Origin of the sequence: Archangium lipolyticum, from assembly GCF_024623785.1 — a bacterium.
Classification (GTDB): Bacteria; Myxococcota; Myxococcia; order Myxococcales; family Myxococcaceae; genus Archangium; species Archangium lipolyticum.
Genome location: NZ_JANKBZ010000001.1, coordinates 586,617 through 607,345, shown reverse-complemented (window position 1 = coordinate 607,345; position 20,729 = coordinate 586,617). Strand labels below are relative to the sequence as shown.

Genomic DNA, 20,729 nt, shown 5'->3' with positions numbered 1-20,729 from the left:
CGTGGGTTCGCAGTTGCTGAACATGGTCTTGGAGTTGTCGCAGGCGTCGGTCGATCCGACGAAGGCGCTGAGCGCGGGGACGCAGTCGCTCAACGCGGGGGCCCAGTCGGTCAACTCGAGCGCCACGACGCTCAAGAAGATCTGGGCGATGATCAGCCCGTACCTGTTCTGGTTGCTGGTCATCCTCGCCGTGGCGCTCGCCGTGTACGGCGTGGTGAAGCTGGTGCAGTGGTGGCGCCGCCGCCGCTCTCCGGCCCAGGTGGACAGCGGTCCTCCCCCCATGGCCTCCAACCGGCTGCTACAGGTGCGCCGGTCCTTCCTCAACGGGTTGCCTTTCGCCAACCGCGCAGCGGTGGTGGATCTGCCCAACGTGGTGGTGCTCGGGCCCGCCGGCGGTGGCAAGACGCAGCTCATCGGCCTGGACGTGGACTGGCAGCGTCAGGCCCGCCAGTTCCTCCCCAGCTACACGGCGGACTCGCTGCTGCAGATGTACCTGGGGCCGGACTGCGTGGTGCAGGAGGTGTCGGCCCCGCTGCTGGAGGATGAATCGCTCGGCGCCCGGAGCGCCCTGCGTCAGCTGTGGCGCAAGAGCTTCAACCACCGGCAGAAGGGACTGGCCGTCATCGTCCTGGACATCCGCTGGCTCTCCGACACCCCGCCCGATGAGCAGCGGCGCATGGCCCAGCTGCTGCGCGGCAAGCTCAACATCATGTCCGAGGCCCGCGGTGCTCCCATGGAGACCCGCCTGTGCCTGACGCACATGGACGGCCTGGAGGGCTTCGAGGACTTCGCCCGGTTGCTGAAGCAGCACGGCGTGCCGCTCTCCTTCGACATCCCCAAGCAGGGCGAGGAGGGCCGTCTGGCCTCGCTGCTGGAAGGGCAGGAGCAGTACCTCGCCCTCGGGCTCACCGCGCTCCCGGTGGACGCCTTCGAGCGCCTGGAGCGCTTCTATTCGCAGGGTGGGCGCTCGTTCTCGGCGCTCGGCCGTTTCGTCTCCGCGCTGTTGGAGGGCGACACCCTCTCCTACAAGCCCCGGCTCACCCAGGTGTACCTCTCCTCCCTCACGCCCGAGGCGCGTGCCAGTGGCGCGCTCTCGATGGTCCTCGAGGAGGGCAACAACCAGTCGCTGCGCCAGCTCTACCTGCGCACCCACCAGCGGCGCGCCGCGATCCTCGCCGCGGTGTGCTGTCTGCCCGTGCTGGCCGCGTACGCCCACTTCTACATGTTGTTGGACGAGGCGCAGGAGGAGGTACAGCGCTTCGAGGACACCGTCGCGGAGCAGCGCGAGCAGGGGTTGGAGGGGAGGGGAGAGGTCGTCGAGGAGCAGGTGAATCAAGCGGCGGACGCGCTGCTGAACCTCAAGCGGGCCGAGCGCTGGTGGCCGCCCCTGAGCTCCAGCTTCCCCGACGAGATGTTGGATCTGCGCCAGCGCCTGGCCCAGGGCATCCGGGAGAGCCATCTCCGGCCCGCGCTCGAGCGCTGCCGCAAGCAGCCCCAGGACTGCCGCCCCGAGCAGGAGGTCTACCTGCTGGCCACCCTCCACGCCTCGAACCGGGACGCCCTCGGCACCTTCGTGAGCTCCACCATCCAGCCCCATCACTGGCGGCGGTGGCGCGACAGGGAGGCCAGCTCCGCCGGGGTGGAGCCCGCCGCCGGAACCGAGAACCGCACCTGGATCTCCGCCCTCGAGCTGCGCGAGCCGCTGGTCGCCACCTACGTCCTCGCCAGTGACGAGCCGTGGGAGCGCAATCCGCCCTGCCGCCGGGGCGCCGTGCAGGTCGCCGGGACCGCGGCGGATGACTGGTCCTGCTGGCCCTACGAGGATCGGCTGACGTTCGAGAGCCAGCTCAAGCCCTGGGTGGATCATTTCCTGTTCCTCCGGCAGACCCTCGAGGCCGGGCCGAAGGGGCTGGCCCTGCTCGACATGCGCCGCGAGGAGCGCGAGCGGCTGAAGGCGCAGCTGGCCGACCTCGACGTCTACGCCTCGCTGCCCACCGTGCTCAGTCTGATCGACGCCTCCTCGGTGCAGGTCAACACGCGCCACTTCCAGGGCATCGAGACCACCGTCCAGGTGCTCGAGTGGTTGAGGGCGAACCGGGACTCGCTCGCCGCCGTGCTGAACATGGAGGAGGAGGCCTACGCGGGCTTCCTGGCGGTGGAGAAGATGACCCCGTCCGAGCTGCTCACCCGGGATGGTCTCTGGCTGACGGGCAACAACAAGGGCCCGTACCGCATCGAGCTGCTGCAGCAGTCCTTCGAGTTCCGCCCGGCCCAGCTGTCGCGCGACCTGCTCCAGTCGCTGCTCGACTCCTACGAGAAGAGCGGCAGGTTGACCGTCGGCCCGCAGACCGCCACCCGTGAGGGCGAGCTGGTGGATAGCCGGACCCCCTTCGACGCCGAGCTCAAGCCGCTGGTGGACGACTTCACCCAGCGCCTGAAGAACGCCCAGCTCCCCACGGAGGAGGCCGCCAGGCGCGAGGAGTTCATCCAGAAGCGCGTGGCCGTGTTCTCCCGTGGCTACCGCGAGGGCCTCTTCCGCAGGATCGCCGACTACAGGTTCAGGGCCGCGCGCATCAACCTGCTCGATGAATTGTCCCGGCTCACCCAGCCCTCCTCGGACCAGGTCGACATGCTGCGCAAGGTGGCCACCCAGGCCAACCTCGACCCCCTGGAGGGGCCCTACTACGAGCCGCTGCGCAACGCCGTGGCGCCCTTCAGGCCCATCGTCCAGCTCATGACCGCGGACAAGAGCGGCTACTACGCCGCGCTCGCTCCGTACCACGCGCTCGTGGCGCAGATGCACGACGAGCTGGATGCCGTGTCCAGAAAGAAGGCCAACACGGACAAGGACGGCAAGGACAAGGCGGCGGAGGCTCCGGCCAAGGACAAGAAGGCCGCGGAGGAGGAGGAGGACGCGCCGGCTCAGGGCGATGGTGGCCCCACCGAGCTCGCGGACATGCTCACCCCGCTGGAGCGGGTGGCCCTGACCATGCTGCTCGAAGAGGAGGGGTCCTACCTCCGCAAGGCGCAGGAGTGGCTGGATCAGCAGGGCATCACCGGCAATCTGCGGGATCCCTTCCTCGCACCCTTCCTCGCGGTGCAGCGCCTGGGCAAGCAGGAGCTGGAGAACACCCTGTCGCGGCAGTGGGAAGAGGCGTCCGGGCGCATGCTGCGGCCCATGTTGGAGCGCTACCCCTTCAACCCCGACTCCAAGGAGGACGTGGATCCGGGCGAGCTGGAGGTGGTGCGTCGCAAGGACGGCGCCTTCTGGCACTTCGTGGACCAGACGTTCTCCCGCGTGTGTTCGGAGCGGGGCACCCAGTGGTCGCTGCGCGGTCCGCTGCGCGAGAAGCTGACGCTGCCGGACGAGATGCTGGTCACCCTCAGTCGGCTGGCCCGGTTGTCGAAGCTGCTGTGGGACGACGAGGGCCGGCCCCGGCCGCTCATGTTGAAGGTGCAGCCCCAGCCGCTGCCCGCGCCACCGATGCCGGGCGTCTTCGTCACCATGTCCTCCCTCAAGTGCGGAAAGACGGCCGCGTACGGCTTCAACCAGAGTCCCACCTGGCAGGAGTTCCCCCTGAACTGGTGGGATCAGCAGGTGTCCTCCATCGTGTTGGAGCTGCGCTCGCCCGCTCGCGACGTTCCCCAGTACCTGTCGCTTCCCTGGAACCGCTCCGCCTGGAGCTGCTTCCGCCTCTTCGAGGAGGCCGCCATCACCACCGATCAGCGCCGGCAGTGGAGTCTCGCCCTTCAGGGCAACGGCGTGAGCAAGAAGGGGTTGGACATCAGCTTCGGGCTCAAGGGAGATCCCTGGGTTCCCTTCCGTGAGGTGCCGCGATGAGCGCACGCTTGTATCGACTGACGACCCTGTCCGCGCTGCTGCTCGGCGCCTGTGCGCCGAGCACCATCAACCTCAACGTCAAATCCCCTCCGGGGACCAACCTGGGCCGGCCGATGTACATGCTCGTCCGCGAGGTGGATCCCAAGCAGTACGCCAACGAGGCGTATTCCGAGGTGGCCGAGAAGGTGGGGGCCCCGGACAACACCGTGCTGCAGACGGCCGTCATCTACCCAGGCACCATCCAGCGCTTCCAGGTGAAGACGCCGAAGGAGGGTGGAGCGTTGGCCGTCTCCTTCCTCTTCACCGCCCCGGACGGCAACTGGCAGTTGCTGCTCAGCCCCCCGGCGCCCACCGCGGTGGATGTCGAGCTGACGGTGAGCCGCATCCTGAGCGACTCGATTCCTCCGGCCATCCCGGCGGAACAACAACAGCCCGCGGCACCGGAAGAGTCCAAGAAGGGCGGGGGCATGGAGATGCCCAAGCTCCCGGAGAAGATGCCGGAGCTGCCGAAGTTCGGCGGCGGCGGCAAGTAGCTCAGGCCGCCAGCGCGCGCACCTGGGCGTCGGCCCCTTCCATCATCTTGTCCACCCACTCGCGCGCCTGCTTCAGCGGCTGCTCGAAGAGGGTGGTCTGATCGACCGACGTGCCGATCTTGTCCAGGGGCGCGAACAGCTGCTCCCGGGTCGCGTCCACCCGGCCCGCCATCCCGTCGATCTGCTTCTCCGCCGCGCTCATGACCTCCCCGGCCTGTTTCGAGAAGCCGGTGAGCACCGGATCCATCCGCGCGGTGAGCTCGTCCTCGATGCGCTGCCGGGCCTTGTCCGCCTCCGTGAGCGCCTGCTCCACCGCGGTGCGGGCCGTGTCGAGCCGGGTCTGTAGCTCCGTCTGGGCGGCGGCCACCTTGTCCTCGATCGTCTTGCCCAGCTTCGCCACCTCGTCGGTCGCGCTCTTCACCCCGTCCTCGAGGCTCTGCTGGAACGTCTGGAGCCGCGTCTTCACGTCCTCCTTGAGCGTCTCCACGCGCTCGGACACCTGCTTCTGGAGCGCCTCCACCTGCTTCACGATCTGATCGCGAGCGGTCGCGATCTGCGTCGCGATCTGCGCCACCAACTGCTCCACCTGCTGCACGGCCTGGTCGATGGTGGCCTGCACCGACTGCTTCAGGGTGTCGATCTGCTGCACCAACTGCTGCTTCAGCGTCTCCACCTGCTGCACGGCCTGGGTCTGGATCTGCTCCACCTGGGTGACGAGCTGTTGCTGCAATGAGGTGATCTGCTCGCCGATCTGGCTGGTGATGGTGCCGAGCTGGGTGGAGATCTGGTTCACCACCTTGGTGATGGCCTGCATGGCCGGGTCCACCAGCGGCTTGGGCAGGTCCGAGGCGGGAATGGCCTCCAGCAACTGCACGGCCTTGGCCAGCAGGGACTCCAGCGTGCCGACCAGCGTCTTGTAGAGCGTCTGGAGCTGCTCGAGCTTCTCGGGCAGGGCCGTGAAGACCGCCTGGATCTGCTTCTCGATCTCCGCCAGTGTGTCCATCAGGCCATCGAGCACGGACAGCGTGGCGTCGATCGTCTGCTTCACGGGCGATTCGATGGACGCGAAGGTGGCGATCGCCGTCTTCATCAGCGCATCGATGGACACGGTCCCCTGGTTGACGACCGTGTCGATCTGTTGCTGCACCTGATCGAGCAGATGCTCCACCGCCTGGATGCCGTCGGCCAGCTGCTGCACCTGCTCGCCCAGCGTCTTCTCGATCAGGTCGAGCATCTGGTTGAGCTGCTCCCGCCCGGTCGTCAGCGCCTGGCCGACGGTGCTCTCCACCGTCTCGAGCAGCTGGTTGGCCGCCTCGGTGGCGCTCTTCACCTGGGTGCGGATCGGCTCCAGCCCCGCGCGGATCTGCCCCACCAGCCGCTGCACCTCGGCTTTCGCGGAGTCACTCGTCGACTTCACGGTGTCGTGGACCTGTTGCAGGGCGTTGGTCGGCGGGACGATGACGGCGTCGAGCGCCTTCGTCAGCTGCTGCGTCTCCTGAACGATCGTCTCCCGGACCTGCACCATCGGGGCGAGCAGCATGTCCGTCACGGCCGTGAGCTTCGTGGCCGCGCCCTGGAGCTCCTTCTCCGCCTTGCCCTGGAGCTTCTGGAGCTCCTCCTTGAGCTGCTTCTCGCGCGCCTCGAGCTCCGCGGTGGCTTTCCCGAGCTCCTGCTCCGCCTGGTCGCGCAGCTTCTGGTACTGCTCCTTCAGCTGCTTCTCGCGCTCCTCGAGCTTCTTCTTCTCCTGCTCCACCAGGCCACGGGCCTTCTGGATCTCCTCCTGGAGCTGCTTCTCGCGCGACGCGAGCTCCGAGGAGGCCTTCTTCCCCGCCTGCGCGCGGAGCTTCTGGAGCTCCCCCTCGCGCTGCTTCAGGGTGGCCTCGTGCTGGGCGGTGACCTTCTTCACCTCCTGCTCGGCCTGCGCGCGGAGCTTCTCGTGCTCGTCCTGCAACTGCTTCTCGCGCTCCTTCAGCTTCTCCTGCAGTGCGTCCTTGCGCTTCTCGAGCGCCGAGCCCAGCTCGGAGACGAGCGACTCACAGCGCTCCCCCACCTGCTTGCCCAGCCCGTCGAGCTGCTGCGCGAAGGACTGCTCCTTGCCCTTCACCTGGCCCTCGAGGGCCTGGCAACGAGAGGAGACCGCCGGCTCCATCTCCGTCACGCTGCTCCGGACCCGGCCCGCGGAGGTGTCGAGCTTCTGCCGCAGGGCGAGCACCTCTTCCGCGGCCTTGTCGAATCGCGTCCACAGCGCCTTCACTCAGGGCTCCATCTTCGCCAGCTCGGCGTCCAGCGAATCGATCTTCTGCGACAGCTCCCCGCCCACCTTCTCCACCTCGGGGCGCAGGGCCGCCAGGGCCGATTCGATCTTCCCCGCCAGCGTCTCGACCTCGTCCCGAATCGGCTTCACCCGGGCCACCACGCCCGTGCTGAAGGACTCCAGTTCTCCGCGAAGCTCCGCCAGCTTGCCGCGCAGTTCCTGCATGGGTCTGCTCCGTCCCCCGGTTCGTTGCTCACTTCAGCTTCTGGAGCGCTGCCTTGGCCGACTCGGCCGTGCCCGAGAGCTTGCCCACTCCCTCGGAGAGCCGCGACATCGCCCCCTGCATTCCACTCTTGGCCTCCGCCACCTTGGCCCCTACCTCCGCCCTGGCCCCGCCCAGCGCCCCCTTCACCTCCGCCTGGGCGCTCTTCATCTTCGCACGTACCGCGGTCATCGCGCCCTGGTAGGCCGCCGAGGTCTCCCCGATGGCTCCTCCCACGGACGCCGACAGGTCCGCCTTGGCCGCCTGCACCTGCGGAGAGACATCGTAGGTGGGAGTGGGTGGACCGCCCGCTGGTGTCTCCTTCACCTGGATGAAGAGATGCCCTTCCCCCATGCGGATGATCTGCGTGTCTCCCCCGGAGGTGCGGTGCATGCGCCACACCGGATTGTCCTCCTGGAAGTCATGGGTGAAGGCTGTCTGGCTCGTCTTGTTCCAGCCCAGCAATATCTGATCGCCCTGGCCGTCCTGCGGCGTCCGCACGCCCTCCTTCCAGTCGAGGAAGCGGATCAGATCGGCCCGGTCGAAGTGCAGCTCCACCAGCACCCGCGTGTTCTTGTACGGCGGAAAGAAGAAGTGCCCCGGGAAGTGGATGGGCTCGGCGGGCACGCTCACCGTCTGGTTCCACAGCGGCACCGTCATCCGGAAGTAGGAGAGGGACGTCTTCTCGTCGTCCACGATGAGGTAGCGCCTGTCCGGGGCTTCTCCACCCGGGCTGTGCACCAGGCCCTCGACGTGGATGGGGTAGCGCGGAGTGCGGTAGGGCGGCAGGGTGGCCAGCGGCTCGGAGGAGGGCTCCAGCCGGGCCGACAGGAGCACCTGGTAGCTGGCGACCGTGTTCTGCTGCTCGTCGTGCTGGCTGTCGCGCTCGGCGTGGGCCTCCAGGTTCAGCTCGAGCACCCGATGGTCCTCATCGCGCCCCGTGAATGAGGAGGGCCAGTGCGGGCCCTCCAGGCGCAGCTGCGCACCGGGGAACACGTCCACCGAGGGGAACCGGTTGAAGGACACCTGGAGCTGCCGCTGACGCACCTGCAGGCGGGTCTTCTCCAGCTTCTGCCGTTGCTCGGCCTGTGCGGTGATGGGCGTGCGCAGCATCACGTCGTGGGACACGCCCGCGATGGCTTGTTTTTGTTCGATCGGCGTGGTGGTGGGCCCGTTGGCCAGGGCGTTGAGCACGCGCGTGCCGTGGCGGATCGTCGGCGGCAGCTGCGCCCGCACGTCCGCCACCCGGAGCCGGTCCAGCGGGGCCACCGTGCCCGACGAGGGCTTGCTGTCGGCCAGCAGGTATTCGTTCTTCTGGTTGTCGTAGCCCCAGATGCCGTTGTTCGCGTCCACGTACCAGAGGATGAAGTCGTAGAAGCTGACCCCCGGGGCATCCGCGCCCAGCGCGAGGCACAGCATCGGCATCTTCTGCCGAAGCACCGCCCAGTCCTGGTTGATCTGGAGACTGGCCTTGTGCGCGTCGATGATCTCCGCCATCGAGATGTCGGTGTGCAGCTCGACGGGGCGGTGCTGGCGCCAGAGCACCTGGGCGGCGTCGGCGAATTCGAGGGTGTAGTTGCGGAAGACGCGCTCGGTGCCCTTGAGGCCCCCGTGCGTCTCCGCCACGAGGCGGCGGCTCCGGGCGAGCCCCTGCAACACGATTGGCGCGGGCGGCGAGCCGAGCTCGGGGTCCACCGCGCTCACGGCCAGCCGCACCTGGACCAGGTCCGGTTTCTGGAAGGCGGTGAAGAGCGGCGCGTCCTTCTTCTCCAGCGCGGTCCAGAAGGAGACCGAGGCCGTGAAGCCGTGGTTGGCCAGGCGCGCGGACACGTGCTTCACCTGTCCGCCCGGAATGGAGAAGGACTTGCCGCCAATGGTGAGCGTCAGCTCGAGCTTCAGCTCCTCATGGAATGCCGTCGTCACCGGGCCATCCTCTCATATCTCCGCCCGGTCCGCCCCAGCACCCCGGGAATGAGCGAGCCAGGGAGCAGCGGTCCGGTAGAATGGGTGACCGTATCGCGACAATGCATCCCGGATGAGAAGACTCCTGGCCAGAGGCCGGGAGCCTGACGTGGGAGACGTATGCGGCACGTGGGGACCGAGAGGGTGGTGGTCACGGGAGGCAGCGCGCGGGGCTCACTGGTGGGCCGCCGCTACCAGCTCCTGGACGTCGTCGGCCGCGGAGGCATGGGCACCGTGTACCGTGCCCTGGATCGGCTGGGCGGGTGCGTTGCCCTCAAACGGCTGCATCGCTCCCTGGCGGACCTGGAGCAGGGGACCTCCGAAGATGAGACCACGGCCACCATCTCGCGTGAGCTGGCTCGGGATCTGGCCGCTGAGTTCGAGGCGCTCACTTCCCTGCGCCACCCCCACGTCATCCACGTGCTGGACTACGGGTTCGACGAGGAGTTGCGGCCCTTCCTCACCATGGAACTGCTGGTGGGGGCGAAGACGTTGATGGAGGCGGGGCGGGACCAGCCCGCGCTGGTGCGGATCGACCTGCTGGTGCAGTTGCTGCGGGCGCTCGCGTACATGCACCGCCGGGGCTTCATCCACCGGGACCTGAAACCAGCCAACGTGCTGGTGGTGGACGGGCAGGTGAAGGTGCTGGACTTCGGTCTGGCCATGGCGCACGAGCGAGGAGGTGCGCCGCGCGGGGGCGCGGCGGGCACGCCGGGGTACGTGGCGCCCGAGATCTTCCAGGGCGAGCCGGTCTCGGAGGCCTCGGACCTGTACAGCGTGGGGGTGATGGCGCAGCGCATGCTGGCGGGGGACAGGGCCTCGGAGCCGCGCCTGGCGGCGATACTCCAACGGCTGGTGGCGGTGGACCGGCGCGAGCGCTACCAGCGCGCAGAGGAGGTGCTGAGGGATCTGTGGGAGATGGTCGGCCAGCGGGTGCAGCTCGAGACCTCGGCCACGCGTGAGAGCTACCTGCGAGCGGCACGCTTCGTGGGCAGGACGCGCGAGCGGCAACTGCTGGAGCAGGCGCTGGCGCGAGCGTTGGTCGGCCACGGCGAGGCGTGGCTGGTGGGCGGGGAGAGCGGGGTGGGCAAGTCGCGGCTGGTGGAGGAGCTGCGCACGCTGGCACTGGTGCGTGGGGCCGTGGTGCTGAGTGGCCAGGCCGTCAGCAGCGGAGGCAGCCCGTATGAGGATTTCCGGCCGGTGCTGCCCTGGCTGGCGCTGCTGACCGAGCCGAGCGACTTCGAGGCCAGTGTGCTCGAGCCCCTGGTGCCGAACATGGAGGCGCTGTTGCTGCGGCCGGTGCCGAAAGCGCCGGAGGTCTCCGGTGACATCGCCCAGGAGCGTCTGATGAGCGTGGTGGAGGCGCTCTTCGAGCGGATCGGCCAGCCGACCTTGTTGATTCTCGAGGACCAGCAGTGGGGGCGGGCCGAGTCCAAGCGGCTGCTGGCGCGGCTGTCCGCGCGTGCGGGAGCGCTGCCGCTGCTGGTGGTGGCCACGTACCGCGATGACGAGAGTCCCGGGCTCCCCCAGGAACTGCCGGCCATGCGGGTGCTGAGCGTGCCACGGCTCGGGGAGGAGGAGATGGCGCGCTTGAGCGAGTCGATGATCGGCGAGGCGGGCCGCGTGCCCCAGGTGCTGGAGCTGCTGCGGCGGGAGACGGAGGGCAATCCCTTCTTCCTGGTGGAGGTGGTGCGCGCGCTGGCGGAGGAGGCTGGGCAATTGGATCGGATCGGTGCCGCGCCACTGCCTGAGCGGGTCTTCGCCGGAGGCGTGCGGCAGATCATCCAGCGGCGGCTGGACAAGGTGCCGGCTTCAGCGCGCGAGCTGTTGCGGCTCGCTGCGGTGGTGGGCCGCCACCTGGACCTGGAAGTGTTGAAGGCCAGCGCGCTCGAGGTGGACCTGGAGCGGTGGTTGGAGGACTGCGCGAGCGCCGCGGTGCTGGACTTCGCGGATGGGCGGTGGCGGTTCGCCCACGACAAGCTGCGCGAGGGCATGCTGGCCAGCCTGCCGGGCGAGAAGGCGCGGGAGCAGCACCGCCGGGCTGCCCTCTCCATCGAGGCCGCGCACCCCCACGCGTCCGAGTGGCTGGCGGCGCTCGCCCACCACTGGGGCCAGGCGGGTGACACGGAGCGGGAGGCACATTATGCGGAGCGGGCCGGAGAGCAGGCCATGTCCGTCTATGCCTGCCATGCGGCCCTCCCTTACTTCCAGCGAGCCCTGGAGATCGCCCGGGCGAGCGCCGAGCGGGCACGCCACATCGGCCACCTGGAGGGGCGGCTGGCGGAGGCCTCCTATCTCATCGGCGACATGGCCTCCTGCGTCACGCATACCGGGCAGGCCCTGGCGAACCTGGGTTGGCCGCTGCCCGGGAGCATCCTGGCCTGGAGACTGAGCCTCGCACGTGAGCTGCTCGTGCGGCTCGCGCAGGCGGCCACGCCCGAGTCCTTCGAGGAGAAGTCGCCCGAGCGCCGCGAGTCGCGTATCGAGGCCGGGCACCTGACGACGAGACTCAGCGAGATCTACTTCTTCCGGCCGGATGCCCTACGCGCGCTCTGGTCGACACTCCGGCTGGTCAACCTGCTGGAGCCCGCGGGACCTTCGCCGGACCTGGCGCGTGCCTACATCATCCTGGCGACGATCCTGAACGCCCTCCCTTTCCCGCGGTCGATGGTGGACGACTGGTGCGAGCGGGCCGTGAGCACGGCCAGTCGAGTGGGAAGTACGGACAGCTTGATCTACGTGCTGGTGCGTCGTGTGGTCTGTGGCATCAGTCAAGCGCGCTGGCGGGAGGCGGAGGACTGGGCGGAACAGGCCCGGGGGCTCGCCAGCACCGCCGGGGATTTCCGCCAGTTCGAGCAGGGCTGCAGCATGCTCTTGAACGCGCTCTACTATCAGGGCGGTTTCCGTCGAGGTGTCGAGATCTCGCACGAGCTCGAGCTCTCCGCACGGAAGCGCAATGCCGTGCAGACCTTGTATTGGGGACCGATGTTGCGGGCGCGCTGTCTCGTTCGTCTGGGCCGTACCGCGGAAGTCCTCCGCGAGCTGGAGCAGGTGCTGCCCTGGTTCGAGTCCCATGCGAGCGCCACGGAGAAAATTCTGCTCTACGGCTCGATGGCCCTGGCGCTGCTGCATGGCGGGCAGCGGGAGCGCGCGCTCGCGCTGGCGGCCAGGAGTCTGGCGCTGATCAAGGGCACGAAGCCGGTGAACTGCCTCCTCCTCGGCGGGGTACGCGTGGTCGCCGAGGTCTACCTGTCGGAGTGGGAGCGGGTGACGGGTGGCCAGGCCGATGGAACAGGGGAGTTGGTGCGGGCGGCGAGGGATTCCTGCAAGCTCCTGCGGGCCTACACCCGGGCCTTCGCGTTCGCCCAGCCGTTCTCCCTGCTCTGTGACGGGCAGGAGGCCTGGCTCTCGGGGCGGACCGAGGTGGCGCTGCGTACCTGGCGGCGCTGCGCCGAGCGCGCCGTGGAACTAGCGATGCCCTACGAGGAAGGAAGGGCTCGGCTCGAGCTGGGGCGGCATCTGGCCCCGGCAGTTCCAGAGCGCAAGGTCCACCTCTCTCTCGCCAGGGAGATCTTCCAACGGCTCGGTGCGGCCGTTGATCTGGTGCGCACCGAGGCCGAGCTGGCCCGGGCCGGCAACTAGCCGCGTGTGTCGCGGAGTCCGTGCTACGAAGGTGCCCGCTCTTTTCATCCGGCTCGGACTCGCCGTGTGTCCGCAGGGCCCGGGCCATCGCGAGGTCCCTTCTTGAAGAGGACAGTGCCTACCCTGAAAGAGGGAGCATTGCTCCAACTCAATTTTTACCTTCGGTTGACTGGACTGTTATTTCTCCAACCTGCGCAAATACTTCTTCATTACCCATCCCTCCCGAATCTCTTCGAGCAGGTGGTCGTAGTACTGTACCTTGAGCCACTTATGCTTCCGCTCGACTACCGTGACAATTTGGTTCGGATACAATTCCGCCAATTTGTCGGCCTTGGTGGAAGTGCCTGACAAGAGGCGTGTTTGCCGCTCAACGAGATAGAGGCTGACCTGCTCTTTCTCAATTGCGAGCAGTTGATCCGCCATTTTCTCTATCGCAGCATTCATTCGTTTTAACTCTTCCAGTTGAGTCTCGTTCGGCTGTTCGGTTTCAGGTCGTTGGGGGGTTGATGGTTGATCGCTGCTGGCGACCGATTTTTTGGAAAAATCATACGCCAGATAGTTTTGATAGTTTTGAAGAGACGAACTCAAAAAAGAGAGAACGGCCAACATAAGACCGATCCAATTCACAAGCGATATGCGCTCTGGGGATGACCTTGCGGCAGAGAGCCGGCTTTCGGTCTTTGAGAGAACGGTTTCGATTGCTGTAATAAGCTTCTGCTGAAACTCAGCTTCTGAAGTTTCCCCTGCTTGCTGCGAGAGTGTCTGGACATCAGCAACAGTATCGACCAAAATCGACTCTTCCCGGATTTGTTCCAACTCATCCGGTTCATCAGCTTTGGCCACTACTAGCTCGGCTGCTGCTACTGCTGCACCGATAGTCGATAGATCGAACTTGCCAGCCAATCCTACCGCTGCGATAGTTGATCCGAGTGTGCTGAGAGAATGAGTTTCAGCCAGTGATTTGGCAGCCGAGAACAGCAGTCGGAACTGCTCTGAAAATGCTGAGGGCTGAAAAGCACTGTGCAGCGTAGATGCAATACTGTGCTCAATGACTGGTAGCAGCCTGACGTGAGAAGGCAACGAAGCACGTTGCAGGTCGTTGATGATGCCGAGACCAGAGACGTTCTGAAAGACATTTCCGGCTAGATTTTTTTGCAGGTCGTTGATGAAGCTGAGACCTGAGAGATTCCGGAATGAATTTCCAGCCAGAGCTTTTTGCAGGTCGTTGATGAAGCTGAGACCTGAGAGGTTCCGGAAGGAGCTTACGGCCAGGGTCTTGTGCAGGTCGTTGATGATGCCGAGACTGGAGGGAATCCTGAAGGAGCTTACGGCCAGGGTCTTGTGCAGGTCGTTGATGATGCCGAGACTGGAGGGAATCCTGAAGGAGTTCCCAAGCCCAATGAAATCCGAAAGTGGATTGAACGGATTGCGGCGCCTAGTCAAATTCGACTCCCATTTCGGTCATGCATCGCGGCACTGTGCAGAACTTACAAAAGAAGAACTCTCTACTCCAATCGTGTCAAGGCTCTCCTGCATGCTCCTTCCCTCCAGGAAAAGGTGCGTGTGTCGCGGAAACTGCAATGAGAGTATGGGCGCCCTTTTCATCCGGCCCGGAATCGCCGTGTGTCCGGTCCATCGCGAGGTCTCTTCTTGAGAACCCAAGTGCCTGCCCTGGCCGTGACGACGTTCCTGTTGTTTGCCGCGCCCCTTGTCCATGCCGATGAGCCGGTGAAGTCCACGTCGGCCGACCTGGATGGTGATGGCAAGCCGGAGGCCATCTCCATCCAATGGAAGGAGGGCGACAGCCAGTTCGTCCTCAAGGTCGGCGCCGCCACCCTCCGCGGCAAGGCCGACGACACCGAGGTGCACGGCGTGACCGTCATCGACATCGATGGCGGCGACAAGTGGAAGGAGGTCTCCGTTCACACGGGCCTCACCGACAGCGACGCCAGCAGCACCATCTACGGCTTCGATGGCAAGGCGTTGAGGGAGCTGGGCCGCGTCCGCGCCCTCTCCGAGGTACGTGGCAACGCAATCGTCCTCTCCGATTCCTGGATGGGCTTCTGGAACCGCCGCGAGAAGTACGCCCTGGATCGCAAGGCGTGGAAGCTCACCCTCGTCCCCCAGGAGCTCTACTACGTGGGGGTCGAGACCTCCGTGAAGCAGTCCTTCCCCATCGTGCGTAGTCGGACCGACAGCGCTCCGGTCGCCAACCTGGCTCAAAGCTCGAAGATCCTGGTGCTCGCCGCCTCTATCGGTCCCAAGGACAAGGAGCCCTGGTACCTCGTGAAGTCCTCCACCGGGCTGCTCGGATGGACCCGCCAGAGGGATCTCGCCGAGAAGACCGACCTGCCCTGGGCCGGGTGACCTCTCCCGCACCGGCCCTCACCCGCGCAGCGGCAGGGTGAACTCGAGCTGCACCTGGGTGCCCGCGAGCTCGGGCTTCAACGAGGCGTACACGTGCACGCTTCGCGTTCCGTTCCCGGTCGGCACCAGCCGCCCCTGGAGCTGGCAGGTCCGTCCCGAGCCGGCCGAGAGGAACAGCACGGCCGCCCGGGAGAACAAGGTGGACACCGCGTCCTGGCTCGCGCCCGCGGGGATCCTCTCCGCCAGCTCCTGCGCGAGGCGGACCACCCGGCCGGTGAGCAGTTGCGCCGGGAGCAGCGTGGCATCGCGGCCGCCGTACACGGTGGGCGCCGCCGCCAGCAGCACGGAATTCGAATCCCACCAGCCACTCACGCCCGCCAGTCCCCTCGCCGCCAGCCGCTCCTGTTCTCGCAGCGAGAGGCCCACCTCGGTCGCCACCGTCGCTCCCCCCTGGGGTCGCCACACCGCGGGGGCTCGCGTCGCGCTGCCCGGCCCCACGAGGCGGGCGAAGGTCCGTGTGTCCCGGAAGCTGGCCGACATCAGGGCCGCCACCGCGAGCGCGGGACTGGTGAAGCACTCGCGGTGCACCTCTCCTTGCTGCTCGGCCATCATCACCACGGGGTTGACGGCCGCGCACAGCCAACGCGACGTCTCGTCGGCTCGCAGCCGCGTCCACGCTTCCGGCGGGAGCTCGTCCTTCACCGCCGCCACCATCGGCACCCAGGCCTCCTCTCCCAGGGCCGCGAGCTGGCGCAGGGTGCTCACGTCATCGCTCGCATCGAGGATGATGCAGGCATCGGGGCGCTGGATGGGCGGGATGTCGAGGCTTCGCGAGAGCGCCTCCACGAGCTGGTGGGGCTCGATGTCGAGCACCTCGATGTCCATGCCCGCGGAAGCGGGGCAGTGCGTCCACAACCAGTGCAGCCCTCGCCAGGCGGACTCCAGTCGTGCCACCCGTGGATGCTTCAGGATGTCTCGCGCCGTGGCGAAGAGCGCCTCCTCGATGACGGCGAGCGCTGCTCGGCGGGCTCCCTGGGGTGAGCTCGCACCGCGCAGGGCGTTGGCCACCGCCGCGGCCAGGCGCCCCTCGCCCAGGATGGACTGGAGGCGGGTGGCGTCCTGCGCGTCCAGGGCTTTCGCTCCAGACAGGGCGTCGTAGGCGTTGCGCAGGGCTCGCAGATCGGGGACGGCCTCGATGACCGCGCCGAGCTGGAAGGCGCTCAGCCCGTCGAAGGAGACTTCATAGGCGTTCGCGTCCCCCGTGCCGAGGCGATCCGGGACGGTGACCGACAGCCCGCTCGCGGCGCGCCCGAGGTGCTCGGAGAAGGTCTCCTCGGTGAGGGGGAACCGGCGGCCCGACGGCGAGGCGTCGAAGGCCCCGGCGACGAGCCAACGCACTCGCGCTCCTGGCGGATGGGTTGTGTCCATGTGGATGGGCTCTCGCCAAGCGTACAGGGTTCACGCTGTCGCACCCAGGGGCCCCCCAGGTCGTTCGCTTGCTCGGAGTAGGGGGCTCTCGGGGCAACCCGGGGGGCCAGATACCCTCACCCCGTCCCTCTCCCAGAGGGAGAGGGGTTGTTGGAGAGGGGTTGTTGTTGTGGTTGTGCTTGTTACTTCATCGGCATGAAGCCACCGTGGAGGGTGACCGGGAAGGCGTGATCGAACCACGCCCTCGCCAGTGGCTCCGCTCCCGGGTTCCTCGCGTCCAGCACCACCACGTGCGTCTGGTCACTCGGCGCGTCGTACACCTGCGCCAGCACGTAACCGTCGTCCTCCTCCGTGCCTCCCTCTCTCGGCACGAACACCGGCTCCGTGGGGTACTGCTCGTCTCCCAGCTCGAAGCACTCCTCCCGCCCCGTCGCCATGTCCACCTTCGCCACGGCGTTGAGCAGCCCCCTCTGCGCCCCCGGCCCCGAGTGCACTCCCAGGTAGATGTAGCGGTGCTCCCGCGTCTGTACCCTCGGTGCCACCCGGGGGAACTCGGAGGACAGCGCCGAGCGCTCCTCCGTGCGGAACGTGCGTGCCTTCAGGTCCACCGTCGCCCGGTTCAGCCGGCCCTGTGCGTTCGTCGACGGCACTCCGTGTGACATCTCGCGCAGCCACGCGTTGGTGCTGAAGTCCGGATAGCGCACGTAGTCCACCACCAGGCTCCCGTCCCGCTCGTACGCGTTGGCGAAGTGCCACGTGTAGAACGGCTCCGTCTCGATGCGCACCGGGTTCGCCAGGTCATCGATGGGGACGACCAGCACCTGTGTCCCCAACTCCGGCAGCCACTCCAGGTTCTCCGAGTAGGCTCCCAGTCCCAGCAGCATCCGGAAGATCTTCAGCCGCAGCGGCGTCACGAAGAAGATCAGGTGCCGCTCGGTGGCGATGTAGTCGTGGATCATCGTCGGCCCGGGCAGGGGCACCTGGCCCAGGTGCCGCGCGGCCCCTCCGTCTGGCAGCTCGTACAGATCCAGCAGGGTGACGCGGCCGTACCTCATGCCGAAGTTGTACGTCGTCTGACGCCCTGGCACCCGGTGCGGGTGCGCGGAGAAGGTGCCCTCGATGACGTCCAGGTTCGTCTCGCCCAGGGTGTGCAGATCCTCGGGGGACAGCTCCGTGGGCACGTCCCCCTCGTACAGCGCGAAGACCCGCCCGTTCCACGCCATCACCGACGTGTTCGCCGCGTTCCTCTTCTTCGCGCCTCGCGTCAGCCTCCTCCACAGCGGGATCGCCGTGCCGTAGCCGCTGCTGATGATCCTTCCCGCCTCACGCTCGGCCCGGATGCTCGGGGTGTCGATCCGCCGCGCCGCCCCTCGAGCGCCCCTCCCATCGAAGCGCACCGCGAGGATTCCTCCGTCCCCGTCGAACCAGTGCTTGTAGCGCTCTTCCCCCACGCCGAAGTTCACCGGGCCCACCCGCATCAGCGTGCCCCGCAGATCCTCCGGCAGCTTCCCCTCCACCCGGAGCGGCTGGAAGCCGTGGTCCTTCGTGAAGTCGCGGAACGCCCCGCGCCAGCCCGGCTGCCCGGGAGGGGAAAGCTTCGTCGCCGTGCTCGTCATCTCGTGTGTCCTCCGACTCGGGCCCCCGCGTGGCCACCGTTCCTGATTGACGTTGTAAAGATTGAAGTTTCCGGTGTCAACATGTGGTGGTAGACGGTGACTGCGTCTTGCGTGATGACGCCCGTTGAGAGAGGAGGAGGGCATGGCCACCCGAGGCACCCGGAAGAAGACGGCGGACAAGCCGCGCTACCACCATGGCGACTTGAGACGGGCCCTGTTGGATGCCTCGCTGGCCCTCATCTCCGAGGAGGGCTTCGGTGCCCTGTCCCTCCGGGAAGTGGCCCGGCGGGCGGGGGTGACGCACGCGGCGCCGTACCGGCACTTCCCGGACAAGGAGGCGCTGCTGGTGGCCGTGGCCGAGGAGGGCTTTCGCGCCATGACGGCGCGGATGAAGGAGCGCATGGGCCGCGAGTCGACACCCGAGGGGCGGCTTCTCGCCTGCGGCGTGGCCTATGTCCTCTTCGCCATGGAGCACCCCGCGCACTTCCGGGTGATGTTCGGGCCGCACTTCACCCATCCGCCGGAGCTGAGCTCGGCCGACGGGGACGTGGATTCCTTCGGGCTGCTGGTGGGCGCGCTCTCCGAGGCGCAGCGGGCGGGCATGGTGCGCGAGGGAGACAACCAGCTGTTCGCGCTGTCGTGCTGGTCGATGGTGCACGGGCTGGCGTCGTTGCTGGTGGACAAACTGCTGGATCGCTCGGGCGTCACCACGAGGGACAAGGCCGAGGCGCTGGCCGAGCAGACCGTGGGTGTGTTGTTGCATGGGCTGGTGCGCTAGGTTGCATGCCCATGGCCAACCCACCCGAGACGGAGTCCACCGAGAAGCGCGTGCGAGCCCGGGAGCTGGGCATCCCGCTGGGCCGCTTCAAGACCGGCCGGCACAACGCCATCACCGACGTGGAGGGGGTGCTCGTCGGGCACAGCACCATCATCCGGGGCGAGGGGCCGCTGCGGCCCGGTCACGGGCCCGTGCGCACGGGCGTCACCGCCATCCTCCCCAACCGGGGCAACATCTTCATGGAGCGCATGAACGGGGGCGGCTTCGTGCTCAACGGAGCCGGAGAGGTCTCCGGCATGACGCAGCTCATGGAGTGGGGCCTGGTGGAGACGCCCATCCTCCTCACCAACACCATGTCCGTGGGCGCGGTGGCCGATGGCATGGCCCGCCACATGGTGGAGCGCTACCCGGGCATCGGTGACGAGCACGACGTCATCATCCCCATCGTCGGCGAGTGCGACGACAGCTACCTCAACGACATCGCCGGCCGGCACGTGCGCGCCGAGCACGTCTTCGAGGCCATCCGCAACGCCTCGGAGGGTCCGGTCCCCGAGGGCAACGTGGGCGGCGGCACCGGCATGGTGACGTGCGACTTCAAGGGCGGCATCGGCACCGCCTCGCGCAAGCTGCCCGAAGCCCTCGGCGGCTACACCCTGGGCGTGCTGGTGATGTCCAACTTCGGCAAGATGCACAACCTGCGCGTGGGCGGCCTGCCCGTGGGCGAGGTGCTCGCCGAGAAGTTCAAGGACACGCCCCGGCGCGGGCAGACGTACGGCTCCATCATCGCCGTGGTGGCCACGGACGCCCCGTTGCTCAGTCATCAGATCAACCGCCTGTGCAAGCGTGTGGCGCTGGGCATCGGCCGGGTGGGCAGCTACGCGGCGCACGGCTCGGGGGAGATCGTCGTGGGCTTCTCCACCGCCAACATCATCCCCCGGCGCACCCAGAAGATGGTCTACAAGCTGAAGATCCTCCTGGATCAGCGCTTGGATCCTCTCTACGAGGCGGTGATGGAGGCCACCGAGGAGGCCATCCTCAACTCCATGTGCATGGCCACCTCCATGAGGGGGGTGAACGACAACTTCGTCCCGGCGCTGCCGCTGGACGAGGTGCGGCGCTTCGTGCAGGCCTGCCGGCCCATCTTCGCCTCGGTGAAGAAGCGCCCCCAGCAGACGAGCGCCCCCGTGGCCCGCGAGAAGCCGGCGGATGTGGACAAGGAGGGAGAGGTCCGCGCCGGCGCGGTGTTGCCCACCGAGGTCCGAGGGGCGGAGGGCATCCCGTTCCCTACACGTCCGGCCCCGGACGACATCGAGGACTCCTCATCCGGGGGAAGTTCTGGTAGTTAGGCCCCCTTTTCGTTCCTACCTCCATCCAGGAGACACCTACATGGCCCGCAGCAAGAGCAAGCACCGTCGCGTTCAGCACAAGATCCGCCAGAAGTGGAAGCGCCAGGAGAAGCGCAAGGCCGCCGCCAAGGCCGCCGAGGGCGAGAAGAAGTAGTCCGCCCCGTCTCGCCGGACCCGCTCCACGCCCGCCTGCCTACTGGCGGGTCGCCGTGAAGGAGCGGGTCACCGAGCACCGCCGGGGTCCCCCGGCCGAGCTGCTCGCGAAGTTCCCCTGCCAGTCGCCCTCCAGTCTGGGCACCCCCCCATCACCCACCGCCGGGATGTAGCGGCCGGTGAGGCTCGACGATTCGGGCCCGCCCGTGCCTCCGTCCGTCGGTTCGGCGCCACCTCCCACCAGGCCGAAGTCGTACGTATCGTAGAGCGTGCCGCGGAGCGTCACGCCGTCCAGCGTGGCGGTGATGTCGCCGCCCTGACGCGCCACCTCCAGCGGCCCCTCGGGCAGCTCCACCGTCACTCCGTTGCAGCTCGAGGGAAGCGTCCCCGGTGAGAGCTCCAGGGCATAGCGCCCCTCCATGGGAGGACATTGAAGGCAACCCCGCGACGTACCACCACATCCGGAGGAGGCCAGCAGCACGGCTCCGGTGAACGAGAGGACAAAGGTGGGGAACCAGAAGCGTCCAGAAGTCATGGATCGACTACC

At 67.4% G+C, this 20,729-nt stretch carries 14 protein-coding genes; 7 read left to right on the top strand and 7 right to left on the bottom strand.

The genetic code is table 11. The features are described from left to right. Window position 1: 1 nt before the first annotated feature. Together NR810_RS02170 and NR810_RS02165 are read left to right on the top strand one after the other, a co-directional pair. A complete protein-coding gene (locus tag NR810_RS02170) occupies window positions 2–3,841 on the top strand; it encodes a type VI secretion protein IcmF/TssM N-terminal domain-containing protein (protein WP_257446964.1) in 3,840 nt (1,279 codons plus the stop codon). Further along, window positions 3,838–4,374: a hypothetical protein gene (locus NR810_RS02165; protein ID WP_257446961.1), complete on the top strand. Its 537-nt coding sequence runs from the start codon at window positions 3,838–3,840 to the stop codon at window positions 4,372–4,374. Before NR810_RS02170 ends, NR810_RS02165 begins: the two co-directional genes overlap by 4 nt. Before the next feature lies 1 nt (window position 4,375). On the opposite strand, the gene NR810_RS02160 is transcribed toward NR810_RS02165, so the two are convergent. The 3 genes from NR810_RS02160 to NR810_RS02150 are packed head-to-tail and all read right to left on the bottom strand — an operon-like array spanning window position 4,376 to window position 8,813. Then, entirely contained in the window at window positions 4,376–6,628 is a 2,253-nt protein-coding gene (locus NR810_RS02160; protein WP_257446959.1) for a coiled-coil domain-containing protein, read from the bottom strand. Further along, the gene (locus NR810_RS02155) at window positions 6,629–6,853 is read right to left on the bottom strand and encodes a hypothetical protein (RefSeq protein WP_257446956.1); all 225 of its coding nucleotides are present in this window, start codon (window positions 6,851–6,853) and stop codon (window positions 6,629–6,631) included. Between the two features lie 28 nt (window positions 6,854–6,881). After that, a complete protein-coding gene (locus NR810_RS02150) occupies window positions 6,882–8,813 on the bottom strand; it encodes a hypothetical protein (RefSeq protein ID WP_257446953.1) in 1,932 nt (643 codons plus the stop codon). A gap of 168 nt (window positions 8,814–8,981) precedes the next feature. On the opposite strand from NR810_RS02150, the gene NR810_RS02145 reads away from it, so the two are divergent. Next, complete coding sequence (locus NR810_RS02145) at window positions 8,982–12,494, top strand: serine/threonine-protein kinase (protein WP_257446950.1); 3,513 nt, start codon at window positions 8,982–8,984, stop codon at window positions 12,492–12,494. A gap of 177 nt (window positions 12,495–12,671) precedes the next feature. Here NR810_RS02145 and NR810_RS02140 read toward each other — a convergent pair whose 3' ends face one another. Then, window positions 12,672–13,937 (bottom strand): SH3 domain-containing protein, encoded by a 1,266-nt coding sequence (locus NR810_RS02140; RefSeq protein ID WP_257446947.1) that lies wholly within the window; start codon window positions 13,935–13,937, stop codon window positions 12,672–12,674. Between the two features lie 207 nt (window positions 13,938–14,144). On the opposite strand from NR810_RS02140, the gene NR810_RS02135 reads away from it, so the two are divergent. Beyond that, window positions 14,145–14,861 carry a hypothetical protein gene (locus tag NR810_RS02135; RefSeq protein ID WP_257446944.1) on the top strand — a complete coding sequence of 239 codons (717 nt, stop codon included), beginning with the start codon at window positions 14,145–14,147 and terminating at the stop codon, window positions 14,859–14,861. An 18-nt stretch (window positions 14,862–14,879) separates the two neighbouring features. Here the strand turns inward: NR810_RS02135 and NR810_RS02130 are convergent, their stop codons facing one another. Further along, a complete protein-coding gene (locus tag NR810_RS02130; RefSeq protein WP_257446942.1) occupies window positions 14,880–16,259 on the bottom strand; it encodes a type VI secretion system contractile sheath domain-containing protein in 1,380 nt (459 codons plus the stop codon). Window positions 16,260–16,471: 212 nt separating this feature from the next. Further along, window positions 16,472–17,905: a carotenoid oxygenase family protein gene (locus tag NR810_RS02125; RefSeq protein ID WP_257446940.1), complete on the bottom strand. Its 1,434-nt coding sequence runs from the start codon at window positions 17,903–17,905 to the stop codon at window positions 16,472–16,474. A gap of 142 nt (window positions 17,906–18,047) precedes the next feature. On the opposite strand from NR810_RS02125, the gene NR810_RS02120 reads away from it, so the two are divergent. The 3 genes from NR810_RS02120 to NR810_RS02110 are packed head-to-tail and all read left to right on the top strand — an operon-like array spanning window position 18,048 to window position 20,183. Continuing rightward, window positions 18,048–18,683 carry a TetR/AcrR family transcriptional regulator gene (locus NR810_RS02120; RefSeq protein WP_257446938.1) on the top strand — a complete coding sequence of 212 codons (636 nt, stop codon included), beginning with the start codon at window positions 18,048–18,050 and terminating at the stop codon, window positions 18,681–18,683. An 11-nt stretch (window positions 18,684–18,694) separates the two neighbouring features. Beyond that, a complete protein-coding gene (locus tag NR810_RS02115; RefSeq protein ID WP_257446935.1) occupies window positions 18,695–20,029 on the top strand; it encodes a DmpA family aminopeptidase in 1,335 nt (444 codons plus the stop codon). Between the two features lie 40 nt (window positions 20,030–20,069). After that, entirely contained in the window at window positions 20,070–20,183 is a 114-nt protein-coding gene (locus tag NR810_RS02110) for an aminopeptidase (RefSeq protein WP_257446933.1), read from the top strand. A gap of 39 nt (window positions 20,184–20,222) precedes the next feature. On the opposite strand, the gene NR810_RS02105 is transcribed toward NR810_RS02110, so the two are convergent. After that, entirely contained in the window at window positions 20,223–20,717 is a 495-nt protein-coding gene (locus NR810_RS02105; RefSeq protein ID WP_257446930.1) for a hypothetical protein, read from the bottom strand. Window positions 20,718–20,729: the final 12 nt, after the last annotated feature.

What these genes read in the sequence shown, in the direction of transcription:
- NR810_RS02125 (WP_257446940.1), bottom strand. Translation starts at nt 17,905, where the DNA reads ATGACGAGCACGGCGACGAAGCTTTCCCCTCCCGGGCAGCCGGGCTGG.
- NR810_RS02165 (WP_257446961.1), top strand. Translation starts at nt 3,838, where the DNA reads ATGAGCGCACGCTTGTATCGACTGACGACCCTGTCCGCGCTGCTGCTC.
- NR810_RS02105 (WP_257446930.1), bottom strand. Translation starts at nt 20,717, where the DNA reads ATGACTTCTGGACGCTTCTGGTTCCCCACCTTTGTCCTCTCGTTCACC.
- NR810_RS02120 (WP_257446938.1), top strand. Translation starts at nt 18,048, where the DNA reads ATGGCCACCCGAGGCACCCGGAAGAAGACGGCGGACAAGCCGCGCTAC.
- NR810_RS02115 (WP_257446935.1), top strand. Translation starts at nt 18,695, where the DNA reads ATGGCCAACCCACCCGAGACGGAGTCCACCGAGAAGCGCGTGCGAGCC.
- NR810_RS02155 (WP_257446956.1), bottom strand. Translation starts at nt 6,853, where the DNA reads ATGCAGGAACTGCGCGGCAAGCTGGCGGAGCTTCGCGGAGAACTGGAG.
- NR810_RS02110 (WP_257446933.1), top strand. Translation starts at nt 20,070, where the DNA reads ATGGCCCGCAGCAAGAGCAAGCACCGTCGCGTTCAGCACAAGATCCGC.